Annotated in this window: 13 protein-coding genes; 3 read left to right on the top strand and 10 right to left on the bottom strand. The window is 64.2% G+C overall.

Going from position 1 to position 18,115, the window contains the following annotated elements; translation table 11 throughout:
• Window positions 1-11: 11 nt before the first annotated feature.
• Window positions 12-827 (top strand): helix-turn-helix domain-containing protein, encoded by an 816-nt coding sequence (locus NKJ28_RS15985; protein WP_352636421.1) that lies wholly within the window; start codon window positions 12-14, stop codon window positions 825-827.
• Here the strand turns inward: NKJ28_RS15985 and NKJ28_RS15980 are convergent, their stop codons facing one another.
• Window positions 828-1,805: a DMT family transporter gene (locus tag NKJ28_RS15980; protein WP_502894781.1), complete on the bottom strand. Its 978-nt coding sequence runs from the start codon at window positions 1,803-1,805 to the stop codon at window positions 828-830. It abuts the gene before it with no gap.
• Window positions 1,802-2,026, bottom strand: a complete 225-nt coding sequence (locus NKJ28_RS15975; protein ID WP_352570006.1) for a hypothetical protein — start codon at window positions 2,024-2,026, stop codon at window positions 1,802-1,804. The genes NKJ28_RS15980 and NKJ28_RS15975 overlap by 4 nt, the downstream gene beginning before the upstream one ends.
• A gap of 154 nt (window positions 2,027-2,180) precedes the next feature.
• On the opposite strand from NKJ28_RS15975, the gene pepN reads away from it, so the two are divergent.
• Both pepN and NKJ28_RS15965 read left to right on the top strand, forming a co-directional pair.
• Window positions 2,181-4,826, top strand: coding sequence for an aminopeptidase N (gene pepN, locus NKJ28_RS15970; protein WP_352636420.1), 2,646 nt, complete (start codon window positions 2,181-2,183; stop codon window positions 4,824-4,826).
• A 189-nt stretch (window positions 4,827-5,015) separates the two neighbouring features.
• Window positions 5,016-7,340: a PAS domain-containing sensor histidine kinase gene (locus NKJ28_RS15965; RefSeq protein WP_352622511.1), complete on the top strand. Its 2,325-nt coding sequence runs from the start codon at window positions 5,016-5,018 to the stop codon at window positions 7,338-7,340.
• Between the two features lie 51 nt (window positions 7,341-7,391).
• Here the strand turns inward: NKJ28_RS15965 and NKJ28_RS15960 are convergent, their stop codons facing one another.
• The 8 genes from NKJ28_RS15960 to ccmE form a co-directional block, all read right to left on the bottom strand.
• Window positions 7,392-7,871 carry an EF-hand domain-containing protein gene (locus NKJ28_RS15960; RefSeq protein WP_352569858.1) on the bottom strand — a complete coding sequence of 160 codons (480 nt, stop codon included), beginning with the start codon at window positions 7,869-7,871 and terminating at the stop codon, window positions 7,392-7,394.
• A 145-nt stretch (window positions 7,872-8,016) separates the two neighbouring features.
• A complete protein-coding gene (locus NKJ28_RS15955; RefSeq protein WP_352636419.1) occupies window positions 8,017-10,983 on the bottom strand; it encodes a bifunctional [glutamine synthetase] adenylyltransferase/[glutamine synthetase]-adenylyl-L-tyrosine phosphorylase in 2,967 nt (988 codons plus the stop codon).
• Complete coding sequence (locus NKJ28_RS15950; protein WP_352569861.1) at window positions 10,983-12,452, bottom strand: sensor histidine kinase; 1,470 nt, start codon at window positions 12,450-12,452, stop codon at window positions 10,983-10,985. Before NKJ28_RS15950 ends, NKJ28_RS15955 begins: the two co-directional genes overlap by 1 nt.
• A 6-nt stretch (window positions 12,453-12,458) precedes the next feature.
• Window positions 12,459-13,133: a response regulator transcription factor gene (locus NKJ28_RS15945; protein WP_352454335.1), complete on the bottom strand. Its 675-nt coding sequence runs from the start codon at window positions 13,131-13,133 to the stop codon at window positions 12,459-12,461.
• A 399-nt stretch (window positions 13,134-13,532) separates the two neighbouring features.
• A complete protein-coding gene (locus NKJ28_RS15940) occupies window positions 13,533-15,089 on the bottom strand; it encodes a Do family serine endopeptidase (protein ID WP_352569862.1) in 1,557 nt (518 codons plus the stop codon).
• A gap of 116 nt (window positions 15,090-15,205) precedes the next feature.
• Window positions 15,206-15,670 (bottom strand): cytochrome c-type biogenesis protein, encoded by a 465-nt coding sequence (locus NKJ28_RS15935; protein WP_352569863.1) that lies wholly within the window; start codon window positions 15,668-15,670, stop codon window positions 15,206-15,208.
• On the bottom strand, window positions 15,667-17,655 hold the full coding sequence (locus NKJ28_RS15930; protein ID WP_352569864.1) for a heme lyase CcmF/NrfE family subunit: 1,989 nt from the start codon (window positions 17,653-17,655) through the stop codon (window positions 15,667-15,669). The genes NKJ28_RS15935 and NKJ28_RS15930 overlap by 4 nt, the downstream gene beginning before the upstream one ends.
• A gap of 14 nt (window positions 17,656-17,669) precedes the next feature.
• A complete protein-coding gene (gene ccmE, locus NKJ28_RS15925) occupies window positions 17,670-18,113 on the bottom strand; it encodes a cytochrome c maturation protein CcmE (RefSeq protein WP_352471012.1) in 444 nt (147 codons plus the stop codon).
• Between the last annotated feature and the right edge of the window lie 2 nt (window positions 18,114-18,115).

Raw genomic sequence — 18,115 nt, 5'->3', positions numbered from 1 at the left:
GTCATCTCGTCATGACAGCAGCCCAGATTTCCGCCGGCAGTCTCATTCGCGAATGGCGTACACGCCGGCGCATGAGCCAGCTCGACCTCGCTATGGAGGCCGAGATCTCGCAGCGGCATCTGAGTTTCGTTGAAAGCGGCCGCGCCGCACCCTCGCGTGACATGGTGCTGCATCTGGCGGAGCAGCTTTCGATCCCGCTCAGGCAGCGCAACCAGCTGCTGCTGGCCGCCGGCTTTGCCCCGAGCTTCAGCGAACGACCACTTGACGATGCCTCGATGGCACCGGCGATGGCGGCGGTCGAGACCGTGCTCAAGGCGCACGAGCCGTTCCCGGCGCTTGCCGTGGACCGGCATTGGAACCTGGTGTCGGCGAACGCCGCCATCGGCCCGTTCCTCGCCAATGTCGCCGACGCCTCCCTGCTGAAGCCGCCGGTCAACGTGTTGCGCCTCAGCCTGCATCCCGGCGGCATCGCGCCGCGCATCGTCAACCTTGCGGAATGGCGGACGCATCTTCTGGAGCGGCTGAAGCGGCAGAACGACGCTGCCGCCGATCCGGTTCTGGTCGAGCTCGAGCGCGAGCTTCGGGCCTATCCGTCCGGCCTTAAAGGCAGCCGGCCGGCGCCGGTCGAACCGAACGCGATTGTCCATCCGCTCAAGCTTGCCCATGGCGACGCGGTGCTGTCGTTCATCAGCACCATCACCGTGTTCGGCACGCCGCTCGACGTGACGCTGTCGGAGCTGGCGATCGAATCTTTTTTCCCCGCCGACGAGCAGACGCGGGCGGTGCTGATGCGGCTGGCGAAAGAGCGGACCGACGCAGCGGGCTGATCACCCTTCCGGCGCGACGGCCTTGCGGGTGCGGGTGCGTTCGAGACCCAGCTGGCGCTCGCGCCAGATGATGAAAATCCCCGCCGCAACCACGATCATGCCGCCGACCAGCATGTTGATCGTGGCGACGTCGCCAAAGACCAGATAGCCGACGACGACGCCGAGGATCATCGAAGTGTATTCGAAAGGTGCTACGACGGAAGCCTCGGCATGGCGATAGGCCGAGGTCATCAGGATCTGGCCAAGCCCGCCGCAAAAACCCGCGGCAATCAGAAGCCCCGCCTGTGCTGGCGTCAGCGCCTGCCAGCCGAATGGCAGCGAAAGCAGCGCCATGACGCTCGCGGTTACCGAAAACCACAGCACGATGGTCGCCGTCCGCTCGCTCTGGACGAGGTTGCGAACCAGGAGCATGGCGATGGCCGAGATCGCCGCGGCTATGAGGGCGGCGATGACGCCAAGCACCTCCTGATCGCCAAGGGCAGCGCCCGAACTGAGCAGCGTCAGTTCCGGCCACGAGATGATCAGCACCCCGACCAGGCCGACGGCAACCGCACTCCAGCGATAGATGCGGATGGCTTCGCCGAGGAAGATCGAACTGAACACCACGACCAGCAGCGGCTGCGCGTAGTTCAGTGTGATCGCCTCCGGCAGCGGCAGCCGCGTCAGCGCGAAGAAGCCGAGCCCCATGGCACAGACACCGACGACGCCGCGCGCAATGTGGTTGAGCGGGCGCTTTGTCGAAAAGGCGGTTCCGAGTTTTCCCTGGAAGGCGAGGAAGGCGATGATCGGAAAAATGGCAAAGAAGGAGCGGAAGAAGACGATCTGGCCCGCCGGCACGGTGCCTGCCGCCTTGATGCAGGACGACATGCCGACGAAGACCGCCACCGATACGATCTTGAGCAAGATCCCGGTCAGCGTGCTGTGCTCGCCGGCAAGGTCGCCAGCTGCAAGCACTGGCAAATCCGGTCTGGCTGTCACGCCCCTTTTGCTTCCTCGATCGCCGCCCAGATGCACGCCGGCGTTGCCGGCATGTCGATATGCCTGATGCCGTAGGTGCGGTAGAGCGCGTCGGTCACCGCATTGAGCGCGGCAGGCGTCGACCCGATCGTACCCGCCTCCCGCGCGCCCTTGATGAAGGCCATATCCTCGCGACGCAACACAGAGGCGCTCGTTCCGAATTTCGGCGTGACGACGGTCATGGAAGCCTCGCGATGATGCTTGGGAAATGATCGCCTGAAATAGACGTCGCTGCAGTTTTGTCGAGGGAACGTTTCGTGTAAAGAGCGCAGACTTCAAATTATTTGGACCAGCGGACCCGCCCGCCGCTCCCGGATCGACAGGAAAAATCAAGGAATGCGCACAGATACCGGCCAGGTCTTCAAGCTCGAAGACTATCGCCCCAGTGATTATCTCATTCCGGAAACCAGCCTGACTTTCCGCCTTTCGCCTGAAGCAACGCATGTGACCGCCGTGCTGACGGTCGAACGCCGCGACGGGATTGCGGCGTCGGTGCCACTGGTGCTGGATGGCGACGGGCTGACGCTCCGCAGCATCGCCATCGACGGCCAGGAACCGAGCCCTGCGGATTTTCTCGCCACGCCCGATCAACTGACAATCATCAGCCCCCCTGCGACAAGGCGCTTCCAGCTGAGAATTGAAACCGTGTTGGCGCCGGCGCAGAACGAAGCGCTAATGGGCCTCTATCGCTCGAGCGACGTCTATTGCACACAATGCGAGGCCGAAGGCTTTCGCCGCATCACTTATTTCCTCGACCGTCCCGACATCCTGTCGGTCTATACGGTCCGCATCGAAGCTCAGCGCCGTGAGGCGCCGCTGCTTTTGTCCAACGGCAACCCGGCCGATGGCGGCGAGCTTGCCGGCGGCTGGCACTATGCGGTCTGGCACGACCCCTTCCCCAAGCCGTCCTATTTGTTTGCGCTGGTGGCGGGCGACCTCGGCAAGATCTCGGACAGTCTCGTCACCCTGTCTGGCCGCAAGGTCGAGCTCGGAATCTATGTCGAACCGGGCAAGGAGAGGCTCGCCGGCTACGCCATGGACGCTTTGAAACGGTCAATGAAATGGGACGAGGAGGCATTCGGCCGCGAATACGACCTCGATGTCTTCAACATCGTCGCCGTGTCCGACTTCAATATGGGCGCAATGGAGAACAAGGGCCTCAACATCTTCAACGATAAGTACGTTCTTGCCGACCAGGAAACTGCGACCGACGCCGATTTCGCCAATATCGAAGCCATCATCGCGCATGAGTATTTCCACAATTGGACAGGTAACAGAATCACTTGCCGCGACTGGTTCCAGCTTTGCCTGAAGGAAGGGCTGACGGTTTTCCGCGACCACGAATTCTCGGCCGATCAGCGCTCGCGCGCCGTCAAGCGCATCGCCGAGGTGCGTACGCTGCGTGCCCATCAGTTTCCCGAGGACCAAGGGCCGCTGGCGCATCCGGTCCGGCCTCGCCGCTACCGCGAGATCAACAATTTCTACACGGCGACGGTCTACGAAAAAGGCTCGGAAGTCGTGCGCATGATCCATACCATCCTCGGCGCCGAGACGTTCCGCGCCGGCATGGACCTCTACTTCGAACGTCACGACGGCCAGGCGGCGACGATCGAAGACTTCATCAAAGTGTTCGAAGACGTCTCAGGTCGCGACCTGTCGCAGTTTGCGCTGTGGTATCATCAGGCCGGTACGCCGAACCTGACCGTCAGTTCGGCGTATAATCCGGCGGCGCGGGAATTCACGCTCGAAATCGAGCAGTCGGTGCCGCCAACACCGGCGGAAAGCCGCAAGCGGCTGATGCACATTCCGCTTGCCTTCGGCCTGGTTGGCGCCGGTGGCGAGGCGATAGCCCATAGCGGCGCCGAAGGGGCGAATGTCGAGGACGGTGTCATCCATATCCGCAAACGCCGCCACGTCGTCAGGTTTTCCGGGATTGCCGAGCGTCCGGCCATGTCGCTCAACCGCGGCTTTTCGGCGCCGGTGACGCTTTCGGTCGAGCAGCGGCCCGACGACCAGTTTTTTCTGGCTGGCCACGACAGCGACGCCTTCTCGCGCTGGCAGTCGTTCAACACTCTTTTGACCGATGCGCTGATTGCAGCCTTCCGCCAGATCCTGGACCACAGGCAACCCGAGTTCAGCGCCCGGCTGACCGGGCTTGCCGGCAAGACAGCCGGCGACGAAGCGCTCGAACCCGCCTATCGGGCGCTGGCGCTGGCGCTGCCCGGCGAGGCCGATATCGCCCGCGACATCGGCAAGAACATCGACCCCGACGCCATTTTCGCGGCGCGCGAGGCGCTGGCGGTTGCGATCGCCGAGGCCAACCGCGAGATATTCTCCAACCTTTACGATCGGCTCGCCGACAATGGTCCGTTCAGCCCGGACGCGGCCAGTGCCGGGCGGCGTGCACTGCGCAATGTCCTGCTGGACTATCTCTCCTTGCTGCCGGGAGGTGCGGGACTCGCTGCCGGGCACTTCCAATCGGCGACCAACATGACGGATCGTGCCGCGGCGTTGACCGTTCTTGCGCACCGTCACCATGGCTCACCTGAAGCGACCAAGGCACTGGCCGATTTCGAGGCGAAATATGCAACCGATCCGCTGGTCATGGACAAATGGTTCCAGACCCAGGCCAGCGTGCCCGGCCCGCAAACCGTGGACGCGGTGCGCGCCTTGACCAGCCACCCGGCGTTCTCGATCGCCAACCCGAACCGGGTACGGGCACTCATCGGTACGTTTTCCAGCGCCAACCAGACCGGCTTCCATCGCGCCGACGGCCAAGGCTACCGGCTTTTCGTCGAAACGGTGCTGCAGGTCGAAAAACGCAACCCGCAGGTGGCCGCCAGGCTGGCGACGGCGCTCAGGTCGTGGCGCTCGCTCGAACCGGTGCGGCAGGCCAAGGCAAGGGAGGCGTTGCTTTCGATCGCCAATACCGAGAAGCTGTCGGCCGATTTGCGAGACATCGTCGAGCGCACCCTGGCGTAAGCGACCTCCCGTTCTCCCCTTGTGGGAAAAAGGGAAGACCACCCGAAAACCCCATTATTTTAGTCGATTTTTAATCTTTTTTCGCCGCGCCTCTGGACAAGGCGAATCACCTTTGATTCTTTAGTGACGATTCGGAAGTGCGGCGTTGCCGGATCGTCAAGCGGGACAGAAAATCGGGGAGTGCCATTTATGGCGAAGGCGGACGCGTGGGGCGCGCCCGGTGGGACGGCGTTTGAGCGTCGCGAGGCGCGAAGCGACGGTCTCGCGGGCAATACGCGGCTCATCGCCGAACCTGCCTACCGACGGCTGCTGGCAGCCGAGCCGCTGTTGCGGCGATCGATCCCGGCCCTCATCATCATGTTTCTGTTGATCATCGCAGTACTGCGCTTTCTTTCGCTGATGAACGAGCGCGACGAGATCGAGCGCGACGCCAAGGCGATCCTTGCGCTGGCCGCCGGCCAACTGGCCAGTTCGATCGCCGACGCGACCATGGTTTCCGCGCCCGGCGCGATCCAGGACCTGCTGGAGAGCACCGGTCGTCAGGGCGCGATGGGCCGAAGCCACGTACTGGCGATCACCGATAGCGCCTTCAAGATCATTGCCGTATCGCCGCAGTCGATGCACTGGGAGGGGCGATCGCTCGATGGCGTCGTGCAGGGCGGGCAGCCGCTGTTCATGTTCGGTGACCGCGCCGGGGTAATGGAGGTCAACATCGGCGGACAGGACTGGTACGCGGCAGTGAGCCTGGCGAATGGCCGAAGGGGTGCCGCGGCAGCGTTCGTGCCGCAGGAGGCAGTTTTTGACGCCTGGCGCAAGACGGTCTCACTCAACGTCACGCTGTTCGTGCTGACGGCCGGCGTGCTGATCATCATCCTCTACGCCTATTTCGGCCAGGCGGCGCGCGCCCAGGCCGCCGATCGCATCTATCTCGAAGCCCACCAGCGCATCGACATGGCGCTGGTGCGCGGCCGCTGCGGCCTGTGGGATTGGGACATGGTGCGCGGCAAGATGTACTGGTCGCGCTCGATGTACGACATGCTGGGCTACGAGCCTTGTGACACGATGCTGTCGTTCGGCGAAGTCGATGAAATCATTCATCCCGAGGACGGCGATTTGTTCGAACTCGCCAACAGGATCGTCGCACGCGAGATCGACCATATCGACCAGGTGTTCCGGATGCGCCATGCCGACGGGCAATGGGTTTGGATGCGCGCAAGAGCACACGTTATCGACCCGGAAGCGCCGGAGATCCAGCTGATCGGCATCGCCGTCGACGTCACCGAGCAGCGGCATCTGGCGCTGCGCTCCGAAGCGGCGGACCTGCGCCTGAGGACGGCCATCGAAAACATCAACGAATCTTTCGTGCTGTGGGATTCGTCCGAGCGCCTGATCATGTGCAATTCCAAATACCAGCAGGACAACGGCCTGTTGGATCGCGACGTGATGCCGGGCGCTCCGCGCGCCGTTCTGGAGGAACGCATGCTGGCCTTCGCCTCGGAGCGGCGGCTTGCCAACACCAACGGACCGCAGGGAGGCGTGACCTTCGAGCGCCAGCTTGCCGACGGCCGCTGGCTGCAGGTGAACGAGTTGCGGACAAGGGACGGCGGTACCGTCTCTGTCGGCTCCGACATCACCCAGATCAAGCTGCACCAGGAGAAGCTGGTCGACAGCGAGCGCCGGCTGATGGCGACAATCCATGACCTCAGCCTTGCCCGCCGCGCGGAAGAAGAACGGGCTCGTGAGCTCGTCGAACTCAATCGCAAATACATGAAGGAAACCGAGCGCGCCGAAGCGGCGAACCGGGCGAAATCCGAATTCCTGGCCAACATGTCGCACGAGTTGCGCACCCCGCTCAACGCGATCATCGGCTTCTCGGAACTGATGGAACGGCGGCTGTTCGGGCCGCTGGGTTCGCCGCGCTACGAAGAGTATGCCACCGACATCAACGGCAGCGGCAAATATCTTCTCGGCGTGATCAACGACATTCTCGACATGTCGAAGATCGAGGCCGGCCAGTTCGCACTGGATCAGGAAGAAATCGATCTCTGCCCGCTTATCAGGGAGACGGTTCGCGTCGTCTCTCTGCAGGCGGCGGAAAAGTCGATCACCGTCGAAACCCGCATCGCCGATTCGCTGACGCTGTTCGCCGACCGCAGGGCGATCAAGCAGATCCTCATCAACCTTCTGTCCAATGCGGTGAAGTTCACCGGGCAAGGCGGCCACATCTCGGTCAGAGCCCGCAGCATTTCCAGCGCGCTGATCCTGACGATCGAGGACAATGGCTGCGGCATCCCGAAGGCGGCGCTGAGCAAGCTCGGGCGGCCATTCGAACAGGTGCAAAACCAGTTCTCCAAGAGCCATGCCGGCTCCGGCCTCGGCCTCGCCATCTCGCGCTCGCTGGCCGAGCTTCAGGGTGGCGCGTTGAAGATCCGCTCGACCGAAAGCGTCGGAACGATCGTCTCGGTACGCATCCCGATCAAGAAAGCCGCGCAGGCGGTCAGGGCCGCTGCCTGAATGACAAAATAAGTCTCCGGCGGCTCGCGCCGCCGGAGCGGTTGTCAATTCTCACTGCATGCCGTCAGCGCCATCATTGCCCTCGCCGTCCCATTGGCGGTGACGGCCGGGACCCTTCGGCAGTTCGTTCTTCTCGATTTTCCCGTCATTGTCACGGTCGAGCATGGCGAAGACCTTCTTCTGGCGGCTTGTGATGTCGTCGGCGGTCAGCGTGCCGTCGCCCTTGGTGTCGTAACGGGCGATGATGCGCCTGGCCATCTGCTCGAAGCGTGCTTTCTCCAGCGCGTCGGCGAGCTGTGCCACGGTCAGCTTGCCGCCATTGTCGGCGACCATCTTCTTCAGCCGCGCGTTCATGGCGTCGGAGAACTGGTCGAAGGTGATGGTGCCGTCATTGTCCTTCATGACCTTGCCGAGGCGCATCATCATGCCGTCGCGCGGCCCGGCCCCGGAGTGCTCGTCTGCATAGGCAGCGGTGCCGACGGCGCCGGCCAGGGCTGCGAAAACGAGTGCAAGTCTGGTCGTCTTTCTCATGGTCTTCTCCTGTTGCATCGTCACCCCCGATGCTAGAGCGGCGGACCTTCAATCCCCCGCTCTATCTCTTTGATTGAACATCGGAACCTCCCAAAGCAGGTCGCAATTTTGGGCCCGATGCTCTCGCCCGTACGGCTGGTTGCCGTCACGGTTGTTTCGCACGAAGCAGAAGGTCGAAATCCTTTCTGACCTTCTGCGACGTCTCCCCGAGATGCGCTTCAAGCACCCCGAAATCCGGCAGGTCGGTGACGGCCAGAAGCAGATCCGAAAGCCCTGGCGGAACGTCGTCTCGTTCGAACGCGCCGGTGAGGCAAAGCCGTATCATCTGGGTCAGCGCCAGATAGAGCGAATAGGCATCCACCAGTTCCTGCCTGACCTGGGCGCTGGCGAAATCCGGCGCCAGGCGCGACAGGACCTCAGCCGTGCCGGTGGCCCTGCGGCCTGCCTCGATCTTTCCGGTGATCAGCGCAATCTGGGCAATGAATTCGAGATCGATGAGGCCGCCCGGGATCAGCTTGATGTCCCAGGGATCGCGCGGCGGCTTCTCCTTGTCGACCATGGCGCGCATCTCGGATGCCTCGGCCATCACCTTGGCTGGATCGCGCGGCAGAGCGAGCACTGCGGCAACTTCTCCCTCGACCTCGCGGCAGAGCTCGGCATCGCCGCCGATCGTGCGGGCGCGCGCCAGCGCCATGTGCTCCCATGTCCAGGCTTCCTGGCGCTGATACTTCTTGAAGGCGTCGACATGGGTGGCCACCGGCCCCTTGTTGCCGGACGGCCGCAGGCGAAGGTCGAGCTCGTAGAGCACGCCCTCGGCGGTCGGCGCCGAAACGGCGGCGATCAGCCGCTGTGTCAGCCGGCTGTAGTAATGCGACGGGGCAAGCGGCTTGTCGCCGTCGGACTCCTCCGCATCGGCGTCGTGATCGTAGAGCAGGATGAGGTCGACGTCGGAGCCCGCCGTCAGTTCGCGGCTGCCGAGCTTGCCCATGCCGAGCAGCGCGACCCGGCCGCCGGCAATATAGCCATGACGCAAAGCGAATTCCGCCATCACCGCCTGCAATGCCGCCTCGATGGTCAGGTCGGCGAGATCGGAAAAAGCGCGGCCGGCGCGCGGCGGGTCGATCGACCCGGCAAGCAGCCTGACGCCGATCAGGAATTTTTGCTCCGAAGCAAAGATGCGCAGCCGGTCGAGCACGTCTTCATAGGCTCTGTCGCCTTCGAGGAAGGCGGCAAGGCGCGCCGACAGATAGGCGCGGTTTGGCAGTTCGCTCAGCAGCGCCGGATCGAGCAGCCCATCGAAGACATGCGGCCGGCGCGTGATGATGGCGGCCAGCCGCGGTGCCGCGCCCATGATAGTCGCCATCAGCTTCAGCAAAGCCGGATTCGACTGCAGCAGCGAAAACAGCTGGATGCCGGCAGGCAGGCCGGCAAGGAATTCGTCGAAGCGGATCACTGCGTCGTCCGCCCGCCGCGTCTGGCCGAAGGCTTGCAGCAGCGCCGGCGTCAGTTCGGTCAGCCGCTCGCGCGCTTCCGCCGACCTGGTGACGCGGTAGCGGCCGAAGTGCCAGCCGCGGATAACCCGGCAGATGTCGCTCGGCCGCTGGAAGCCGAGCCGCTGCAAGGTCTGCAAGGTGTCGGGATCGTCGACGTCGCCGGTAAAGACCAGATTGCCGATGCCGGCCGAAAGCTCCGGCGCGGTTTCGAACAGCGCTGCATAGTGGCGCTCGACCTGGTGCAGCGCCGCGCGGAACGTTTCGGCAAAGCCTGCCGCATCGGCAAAGCCCAGCATGCGGGCGACGCGCTCCAGCCCCTCTTCGTCCTCCGGCAGGATATGCGTCTGCTGGTCGGCAACCATCTGGATGGCATGTTCGACGCGGCGCAGGAACCAGTATTGCCTGGTGAGCGCATCGCGCGCGTCGGCGGTGATCCAGCCGCGCGCGGCGAGCTCGCCGAGCATCGGCACGGTCTCGCGGCCGCGCAGTTCGGGAAAGCGGCCGCCGGCGATGAGTTGCTGGGTCTGGACGAAGAACTCGATCTCGCGGATGCCGCCGCGGCCGAGCTTGACGTTGTGGCCTTTGACCGCGACCTCGCCATGGCCCTTGTGGGCGTGGATCTGGCGCTTGATCGAATGGACGTCGGCAATCGCCGCGTAGTCCATGTATTTGCGCCAGATATAGGGCTGCAGTCCCTTCACGAACGCGGCGCCGGCGGCAACATCGCCGGCCACCGGGCGCGCCTTGATCATGGCGGCGCGCTCCCAGTTCTGGCCGCGCGCCTCATAGTAGCGCAGTGCCGCCTCGACCGGGATCGCCAGCGGCGTCGAGCCGGGATCGGGACGAAGCCTGAGATCGGTGCGGAAGACGTAACCGTGCTCGGTGCGGTCCTGGAGGATACGGACAAGCCGGCGGGTCAGGCGCGAAAACAGCTCTGTGGCATCGAGCGGATCGACGACGGCAGGCGCATCGGGGTCGAAGAAGACGACGAGGTCGATGTCGGAGGAGAAGTTCAGCTCATGCGCGCCGAGCTTGCCCATGCCGAGCAGAATCCAGCCCGAGCGTCGCGCCGGATTTTTGGCATCCGGCAATCGGAGCTTGCCTTGCTCATGCGCGTCGCGGAGCAGGAAATCGACAGCCGCACGCGTGCAGGCGTCGGCAAGGTCGCTCAGTCGCCGCACCGTCAGCGAGGTCTCGGCTTCGCCGGCGAGATCGGCCAAGGCGATCAGGAAATGCGCCTCCGCCTTGCATTGGCGCAGCTCCATCATCAGGCTGCTTTCGGAGACGGCCTGTACGCGTGCTGCCTTGTCGACCGCGGCGCCGATCGATGATAGCCGCGCCTCGATGGCCTCGTCGAAAAGCGCATCGAGTATCCGCGGCCGGCGGCGCGCGGTATCGCGCAGGAACGGCGACAGGTCGAACACGGCGGCGAGGAAATCCTGGACGACCCCCTTGCCTGCCAAGAATTTCGCCAGTCGCGGCAGTTCTTTTTGCCGCGCGGCGTCGGCGATCTCCGACAATTCCTGCCTGGCGCGGCTTGCATCCAGCGGAACGAGCTTTATCGTCGGCTTCAACAGCCTGTCCGTTTCGAGGCGTCGCACTGCCATCCTCGCCACCATCAGCGATCCTCCCGCCCGGGAAAACTCATGACGACGGACAATCCGGGATTGCCGGGCAGAAGCTCAAGCCGTCCATTGTGGAACGTCACGATCGCCTTGGCGAGGCTCAAGCCAAGGCCGGAACCCGGCTGCGAGCGGCTCTTTTCCAGCCGCACGAAACGCTCGGTCACCCTGGCGCGGTCGACATCGTCGGGAATGCCCTGGCCGTTGTCGGAGACGGCGAGTCTGATCTCGCTGCCGACACGCTCCAGCGTCACGCGAACCGTAGGCCTGGAGGTCGAGTCGGTCGAATATTTGATCGCGTTGTCGACGATGTTGGACAGCGCCTGGCCAATCAGCTCGCGATTGCCGTTGACGGCGAAGGAACCTTGCACCGAAGTTTCGAGCGTCACGCCCGCCTCCTCCGCTACCGGCTCGTAGAGTTCGACGACGTCGTGCACGGCAGCGGCCAGATCAACCCTGGTGGTGCTTTCCGAGGAATAGCCGGCTTCCAGTCGCGAGATCATCAGGATGGCGTTGAAGGTCTTTATCAGCTGATCGGATTCGGCGATCGTTCCTTCCAGCGCCTGCCGGTAGTCGCTGGTGTTGTGCTTGCCGGAAAGCGTCGCCTCGGCGCGATTGCGCAGCCTGGTCAGCGGCGTTTTCAGGTCGTGGGCGATGTTGTCGGAGACCTGCTTCAGGCCCTCGTTGAGCGTGGCGATCCTGGCCAGCATGGAATTGAGGTTTTCCGACAGCCGGTCGAACTCGTCGCCGGCGCCGGTGACCGGCAGCCGGCCGGAAAGATCGCCGCCCAGGATACGGCGGCTCGCCTCGGACACGCTGTCGATGCGCTTCAGCGCCGCGCGCCCGACAAAAAACCAGATCAGCAGCCCGCCGACGCCCATCATGCCGAGCGCCAGCATCAGAGCGCGGCGAATGACGGCGCGGAAGCGCTCCGGCTCGCCGAGGTCGCGGCCGACCAGCATGATCATCTGGTTGGGCAGGCGCAGCACCAGGGCAATGGCGTTGTGGCCTTTCTCGCCTTCGGCCTGGACTTCGCTCTGGGCGGGCTCGTTCGGGTCGGCGACCGGGTTGCGCTGCCGCTCGAGCTCGCCCTCACCGAAGCGGCGGTAGGAGAACGGTTCGGTGGTCCAGCCCTCGGCCTCGATCACGCCCGGCTCCAGGCTCTGCACGTTGCCGGTCAGGATCTGGCCGTTGGCATCGGCGATCAGATAGAGATTGGCGCCGGGCTGGCGGGAGCGCTGCTCGACGACACGGACCAGCAGCGGCAAGCCGCCGCGCTGATAGGCGCGGGCGAGGCCGAGCACCTCGTCGTTGATCGTGTCCTGGGTCTGGCCGGTCAGCATGCGCGCCGACAGCGAGGTCATGTAAAACACGAGCAGCACCGCGCAGATGGCGAACAGCAGGAGGTAGAGCGCCGAAAGCCGCGCTGCCGTCGTCTTCATGATGGCCGGCACGGAAAGAGTCATGGGGTTCTAGCCGCTTTTCAGCATGTAGCCGGCGCCGCGAACCGTGTGCAGGATCGGCTTGTCGAAGCCCTTCTCGATCTTGCCCCGCAGCCGCGAGATATGAACGTCGATGACGTTGGTCTGCGGATCGAAATGGTAGTCCCAGACATTCTCGAGCAGCATGGTGCGCGTCACCACCTGGCCGGCATGGCGCATCAGATATTCGAGCAGGCGGAACTCGCGCGGCTGCAGCGTTATCTCGCGCCCGGCGCGGCGCACCGAGTGCGACAGCCGGTCGAGTTCGAGATCACCGACCCGGTAGACGGTTTCGGCTTCCCTGGCGCTGGCGCGGCGGTTCAGCACCTCGACGCGGGCGAGCAGTTCGGAAAAGGCGTAGGGTTTGGTCAGATAGTCGTCGCCGCCGGCGCGCAGACCGGTGACCCGGTCGTCGACTTCGCCGAGCGCCGACAGGATCAGCACGGGCGTCGTATTGCCCCGGGACCTGAGCCCGGCAATGACGGACAGGCCGTCGCGACGCGGCATCATGCGGTCAATGACCATGACGTCATAGTCGCCGGAATCGGCGAGCGCGAAGCCGGTTTCGCCGTCGCCGGCGACATGGGCGGTATGGCCGGCCTCGGCGAACGCCTTCTGCAGGTAGTCGGCTGCCTCGCGATCGTCTTCTATGACGAGAATCTTCATAGAACCGTTATACGCGATTTCACTGGAAGATTGAGTGGCCGGCATATGCATCGTGGCCTTCTCCATGACGTATCGCGAACAAAGTGATTCAGGGATACGCGGTAAGTCTTTGTTTTAGCATGTCGTAGCCTAAAATCGCTTCACGCCTTGAGCGGCATGTTCGAGCGGCAGCGGGCGATGGGAGGCCCGCTGCCGCTGGGGCGGAACACGATGACTGACTAACGTATTCAGGCCCCGTGCTTTCCCGTGCGGTGGCTCGGGGGTGTTGAAAACCGCCGCATCGGAAAAGTCGACCACTAGAGCGCCGCGCGTCCTCTTGGACGCGCAAAGGACGCTCTAGCACCTTGAATCGGCGCATGAGCCTTTCCGAAAACGGAATACGTGTTCGGGGTCATGCGCTCAGCCCTTGGCGACAGGCAGTGCGACGAAGCGGTTGCTGTCGTCGCGGGTGATCTGCATCAGCACCGCCTTGCGGCCGGACTTCACCGCGTCGGCCATCGCCTTGTCGACGTCGCCGGCGCCGTTCACTTCCGCCGAATTGACGGAGGTGATGACGTCGCCGGGCTGGATGCCGCGATCGGCGGCATCGCTGTCGGGGTCGACATCGGTCACCACAAGGCCCTTGCCATTGTCAGACTTGGTGACGGTCAGGCCGAGATCGGCGAGCGTGTCGGTCTTCGGCGCGGGGGCAGGCTGCTGGTCGGCCGAGGCCTGCTTGTCGCTCGACGGCAGCTTGCCGAGATCGACCTTAACCGCCTCGCTCTTGCCGTTGCGCCACACCGTGACATCGACAGATTTGCCGGGCGGGTAAGCGCCGATCAGGCGGGCGAGTTCCTTCGGCGAAGCAACGTCCTTGCCGTCCACCTGGGTGATCACGTCACCGGCGGTGATGCCGGCCTTCTTGCCGGGACCGTTGTCCTGTGCGCTGGCAACGAGCGCGCCCTTGCCGGACCCAAGGCCAAGCGACTCGGCGATTTCGGGCGTGACCGGCTGGATTTCGACGCCGAGCCAGCCGCGCTGGACTGTACCGTTCTTCATCAGATCCTGCACGACCTGCTTGGCGGTCGAAGCGGGAATATCGAAGGCAATGCCGACGCTGCCGCCCGACGGCGAGAAGATCGCGGTGTTGATGCCGACAACCTGGCCGTTGAGGTTGAAGGTCGGGCCGCCCGAATTGCCGCGGTTCACCGAGGCGTCGATCTGGATGAAGTCGTCATAGGGACCGGCGCCGATATCGCGGCCGCGGGCCGAGACGATGCCGGCGGTAACCGTGCCGCCGAGGCCGAACGGATTGCCGACAGCCACCACCCAGTCGCCGACGCGAACCTTGGAATCATCGGCGAAGTCGACATAGGTGAACTTGCTGCCGTCATCGACCTTGAGCACGGCAAGATCGGTGCGCGGATCGGTGCCGATCAGCTTGGCGTCGAGTTCCTTGCCGTCATTGGTCACCACGGTGAAGGCGGTGCCCTCCTCGACGACATGGTTGTTGGTGACGAGATAGCCGTCATCGGAGATGAAGAAACCGGACCCTTGCGCCACCGGCCGCGGCTGGTCGTTGTTGCGGTCACGGTGTCCAAAACGGCGCATTCCGTTCGGGCCCTGATCGCCGCCTTGATCGCCAAAGCCGCGGAATTCGCGGAAGAACCGGCGCAGCTGCGGGTTGTCGGGAAGATTGCCTAAGCCGTCCTCGTCGTCCATCTGGCCGGAACCGTCATCGGCCGTCGACTGGATCTTGGCCTTGACGCGCACGCTGACGACCGCCGGCGAAACGCGCTCGACCACATCGGCGAAGCTCGGGACCTGCGGTGCCTCGACACGCACGGCGTCGGCCAGCACCGGGGCTGTCCCGGTGGCAACAGCACCAAAGCCGATCGCGCCGGCAATGGCCAGGGATGCGGCTGCGGCCAGCAGGCGTTTACGGGTGCGAAGATATGAATTGGGGGCAACATTCATGGTTATCGTATCCTCTTTTCAAGGGACGCCCCTTGATTGGCATCCTCGACAAAGGAAATAGAGGGCCGCACATTACGGCGCCATTTCCGGTACATGAAACTTTCGTAATGTATCGATCAATCGCGGCGGAGCATCTTGTCCAGCGCCGCCTGTTCCTCGGCAGTTAATGCAGCGGTCACCGTCGAATGGCGCGAGCGGGCGGCCAGCAGGATGAATGTCCCGCCAACGAGCAGCAGAAGAACTGGCGTCCCCCAGAGCAAAACATTGCGCAGATTGAAGCGTGGCTTCAGCAGCACGAATTCGCCGTAGCGCGAAACGACATAGTCCATCACCTGCCGATCGGTATCGCCGGCGACCAGGCGCTGGCGCACAAGGATGCGCAGGTCGCGGGCGAGGTCGGCATCGGACTCGTCGATCGACTGGTTCTGGCAGACCATGCAGCGCAGGCCTTCCGACAAAGCGCGCGCCCTCGCCTCGAGTGCCGGGTCGGCGAGCACCTCGTCGGGCTTGACCGCCTGCACGGCGCCGGCGAACAACAGCGCCAGCAGCAGGACCAGCGAGGCCAGCGTGACCCTTTTCATTGCGGGCTCGCCGATGGCACGCCGGCCGCAGCCTTGCGGCGCGACGGTGCGCCGACGCGCAGGCGGCGGTCGAGCAGCGACATCGCCGCGCCCGCCATCATCACCATTCCGCCGCCCCAGATCAGCGTCACCAGCGGCTTCCACCACAGACGAACGACCACAGAGCCATCGCTGCCCTCGTCGCCAAGCGAAAGATAGAGCTGGCTGAAGCCGATCGTCCTGATGCCGGATTCGGTTGTGGTCATCTGGCGCACCGGATATGAGCGCTTGGCCGAGGTGATCTCGCCGGTGACGCTGCCGTCGGCGCCAAGCAGGGCGAAGCGGCCGCGATCCTCACTGTAGTTAGGCCCCTGGGCCGGGTAGAGTCCCTCGAAGCGCAGCTTGTGGCCGGACAGTTCGACGGTCTCGCCGGCATGCATCGACAGGATTTTTTCGGTGCCGAAGCAAAGCGTGCCGACAATGCCGAGCGTTGTCAGCCCGAGGCCGAGATGCGCAAGCGCTGTGCCGAAGACCGAGCGCGGTAGGCCGGCGAAGCGCCTGAGCATGGTGGCGGGCGCGACGGTGCCGAAGCCGGATTTGACGGCGAGATCGGAGAGCGCGCCGCAGATCAGCCAGAAGGCAAGGCCGACACCGAGTGCCGCCAACACCGAAGCGCCATCGATGAACAGGGCCGTCACCAGCACGGCGAGCAGCGCCGCCGCGAAAGCCGCCATCAGGCGCTGGGCGACCGCGAAAATGTCACCGCGCTTCCAGGCGAGGAGCGGCCCGAACGGCACGACGACCAAGAGCGGCACCATCAGCGGGCCGAATGTCAGGTTGAAGAACGGCGCGCCGACCGAAATCTTGTCGGCAGACAGGGCTTCGACGACGAGCGGGTAGAGCGTGCCGACCAGCACGGTGGCGGTGGCGGTGGTCAGGAACAGATTGTTCAGGACCAGCGCGCCTTCGCGCGAGATCGGGTGAAACAGCCCGCCGGCCGTCAGCCGGGAGGCGCGCAAGGCAAACAGCGCCAGCGAGCCGCCGATGAACAGCGTCAGGATGCAGAGGATGAAAACGCCGCGCGTCGGATCGGTGGCGAATGCGTGCACCGAGGTCAGCACGCCGGAGCGCACCAGGAAGGTGCCGAGCAGCGACAGTGAGAAGGTCAGGATCGCCAGAAGCAGCGTCCAGATCTTCAGCGCCGAGCGCTTTTCCATGACGATCGCCGAATGCAGCAGCGCCGTGCCCGCCAGCCACGGCATGAAGGATGCGTTCTCGACCGGATCCCAGAACCAGAAGCCGCCCCAGCCGAGCTCGTAATAGGCCCAGTAGGAGCCCATGGCGATGCCGCCGGTGAGGAACATCCAGGCAACCAATGTCCACGGCCTTACCCAGCGCGCCCACGAAGCGTCAATGCGGCCCTCGATGAGGGCAGCGACAGAGAAGGAAAAGCAGATCGAGAAACCGACATAGCCGAGATAAAGCAGCGGCGGATGGATGGCGAGGCCGAGGTCCTGCAGGATCGGGTTGAGATCGCGGCCCTCGATAGGCGCCGGATTGAGCCTGACGAACGGGTTCGACGTCGTCAGGATGAACAGGAAGAAAGTGGCGCCGATCGCTCCCTGCACGGCAAGCACATTGGCCCGGAGCGTCGCCGGAAGATTGCCGCCGAAGACGGCGACGAGCGCGCCGAAGAAGGTCAGGATCAGCACCCAGAGCAGCATCGAACCTTCGTGATTGCCCCAGGTTCCGGTGATCTTGTAGATCAGCGGCTGCAGCGAATGCGAGTTCTCCCAGACGCTCTCAACCGAGAAGTCGGAGCCGGCGTAGGCGGTTGCCAGCGCCACGAAAGACAGCGCCGTCAAGGCAAAGCCGGTCAGCGCGGCCGGTGCGCCGACGGCCATCATCTTGTGGTTGCCGGTGCGCGCACCGAACAGCGGCACCATCGTCTGCACCAGGGCCAGCGCAAACGCCAGGATCAGGGCGAAATGTCCGGTTTCAACCATTGTCACCGCACCCGCTAGTCACTCTTGCTCTCCTGCCATACGCCCTTGGCCTTGAGGCCGTCGGCCACTTCCTTGGGCATATAGGTCTCGTCATGCTTGGCCAGCACGCTGTCGGCGACAAAGATTCCGTCAGGGCCAAACGAGCCTTCGGTGATCACGCCCTGCCCTTCCCGGAAGAGGTCGGGAAGAATGCCGGTATAGGTGACCTTGACGTCCTTCTGGTTGTCGGTCACCGAAAAGGCGACGGTGGCGCCTTGGCCGCGCTCGACCGTGCCTTTTTCGACGAGACCGCCGAGCCTGATGCGCTGGCCCGGCTGAAGGCTGGCGGTGGCCAGATCGGCCGGCATGTAGAAATAGGAGGCCTTCTGGCCAAGCGCATAGAAGGTCAGCCCCGTGGCAACACCGAGAAACCCCAGCCCCGCTGCGATCACCGACAGTCGTTTCTGCTTGCGCGTCATCG

This window comes from Mesorhizobium sp. M0145 (assembly GCF_040322355.1).
In the GTDB taxonomy this organism is placed as follows: Bacteria; Pseudomonadota; Alphaproteobacteria; order Rhizobiales; family Rhizobiaceae; genus Mesorhizobium.
This window is presented reverse-complemented; position numbering and strand designations above follow the sequence as displayed.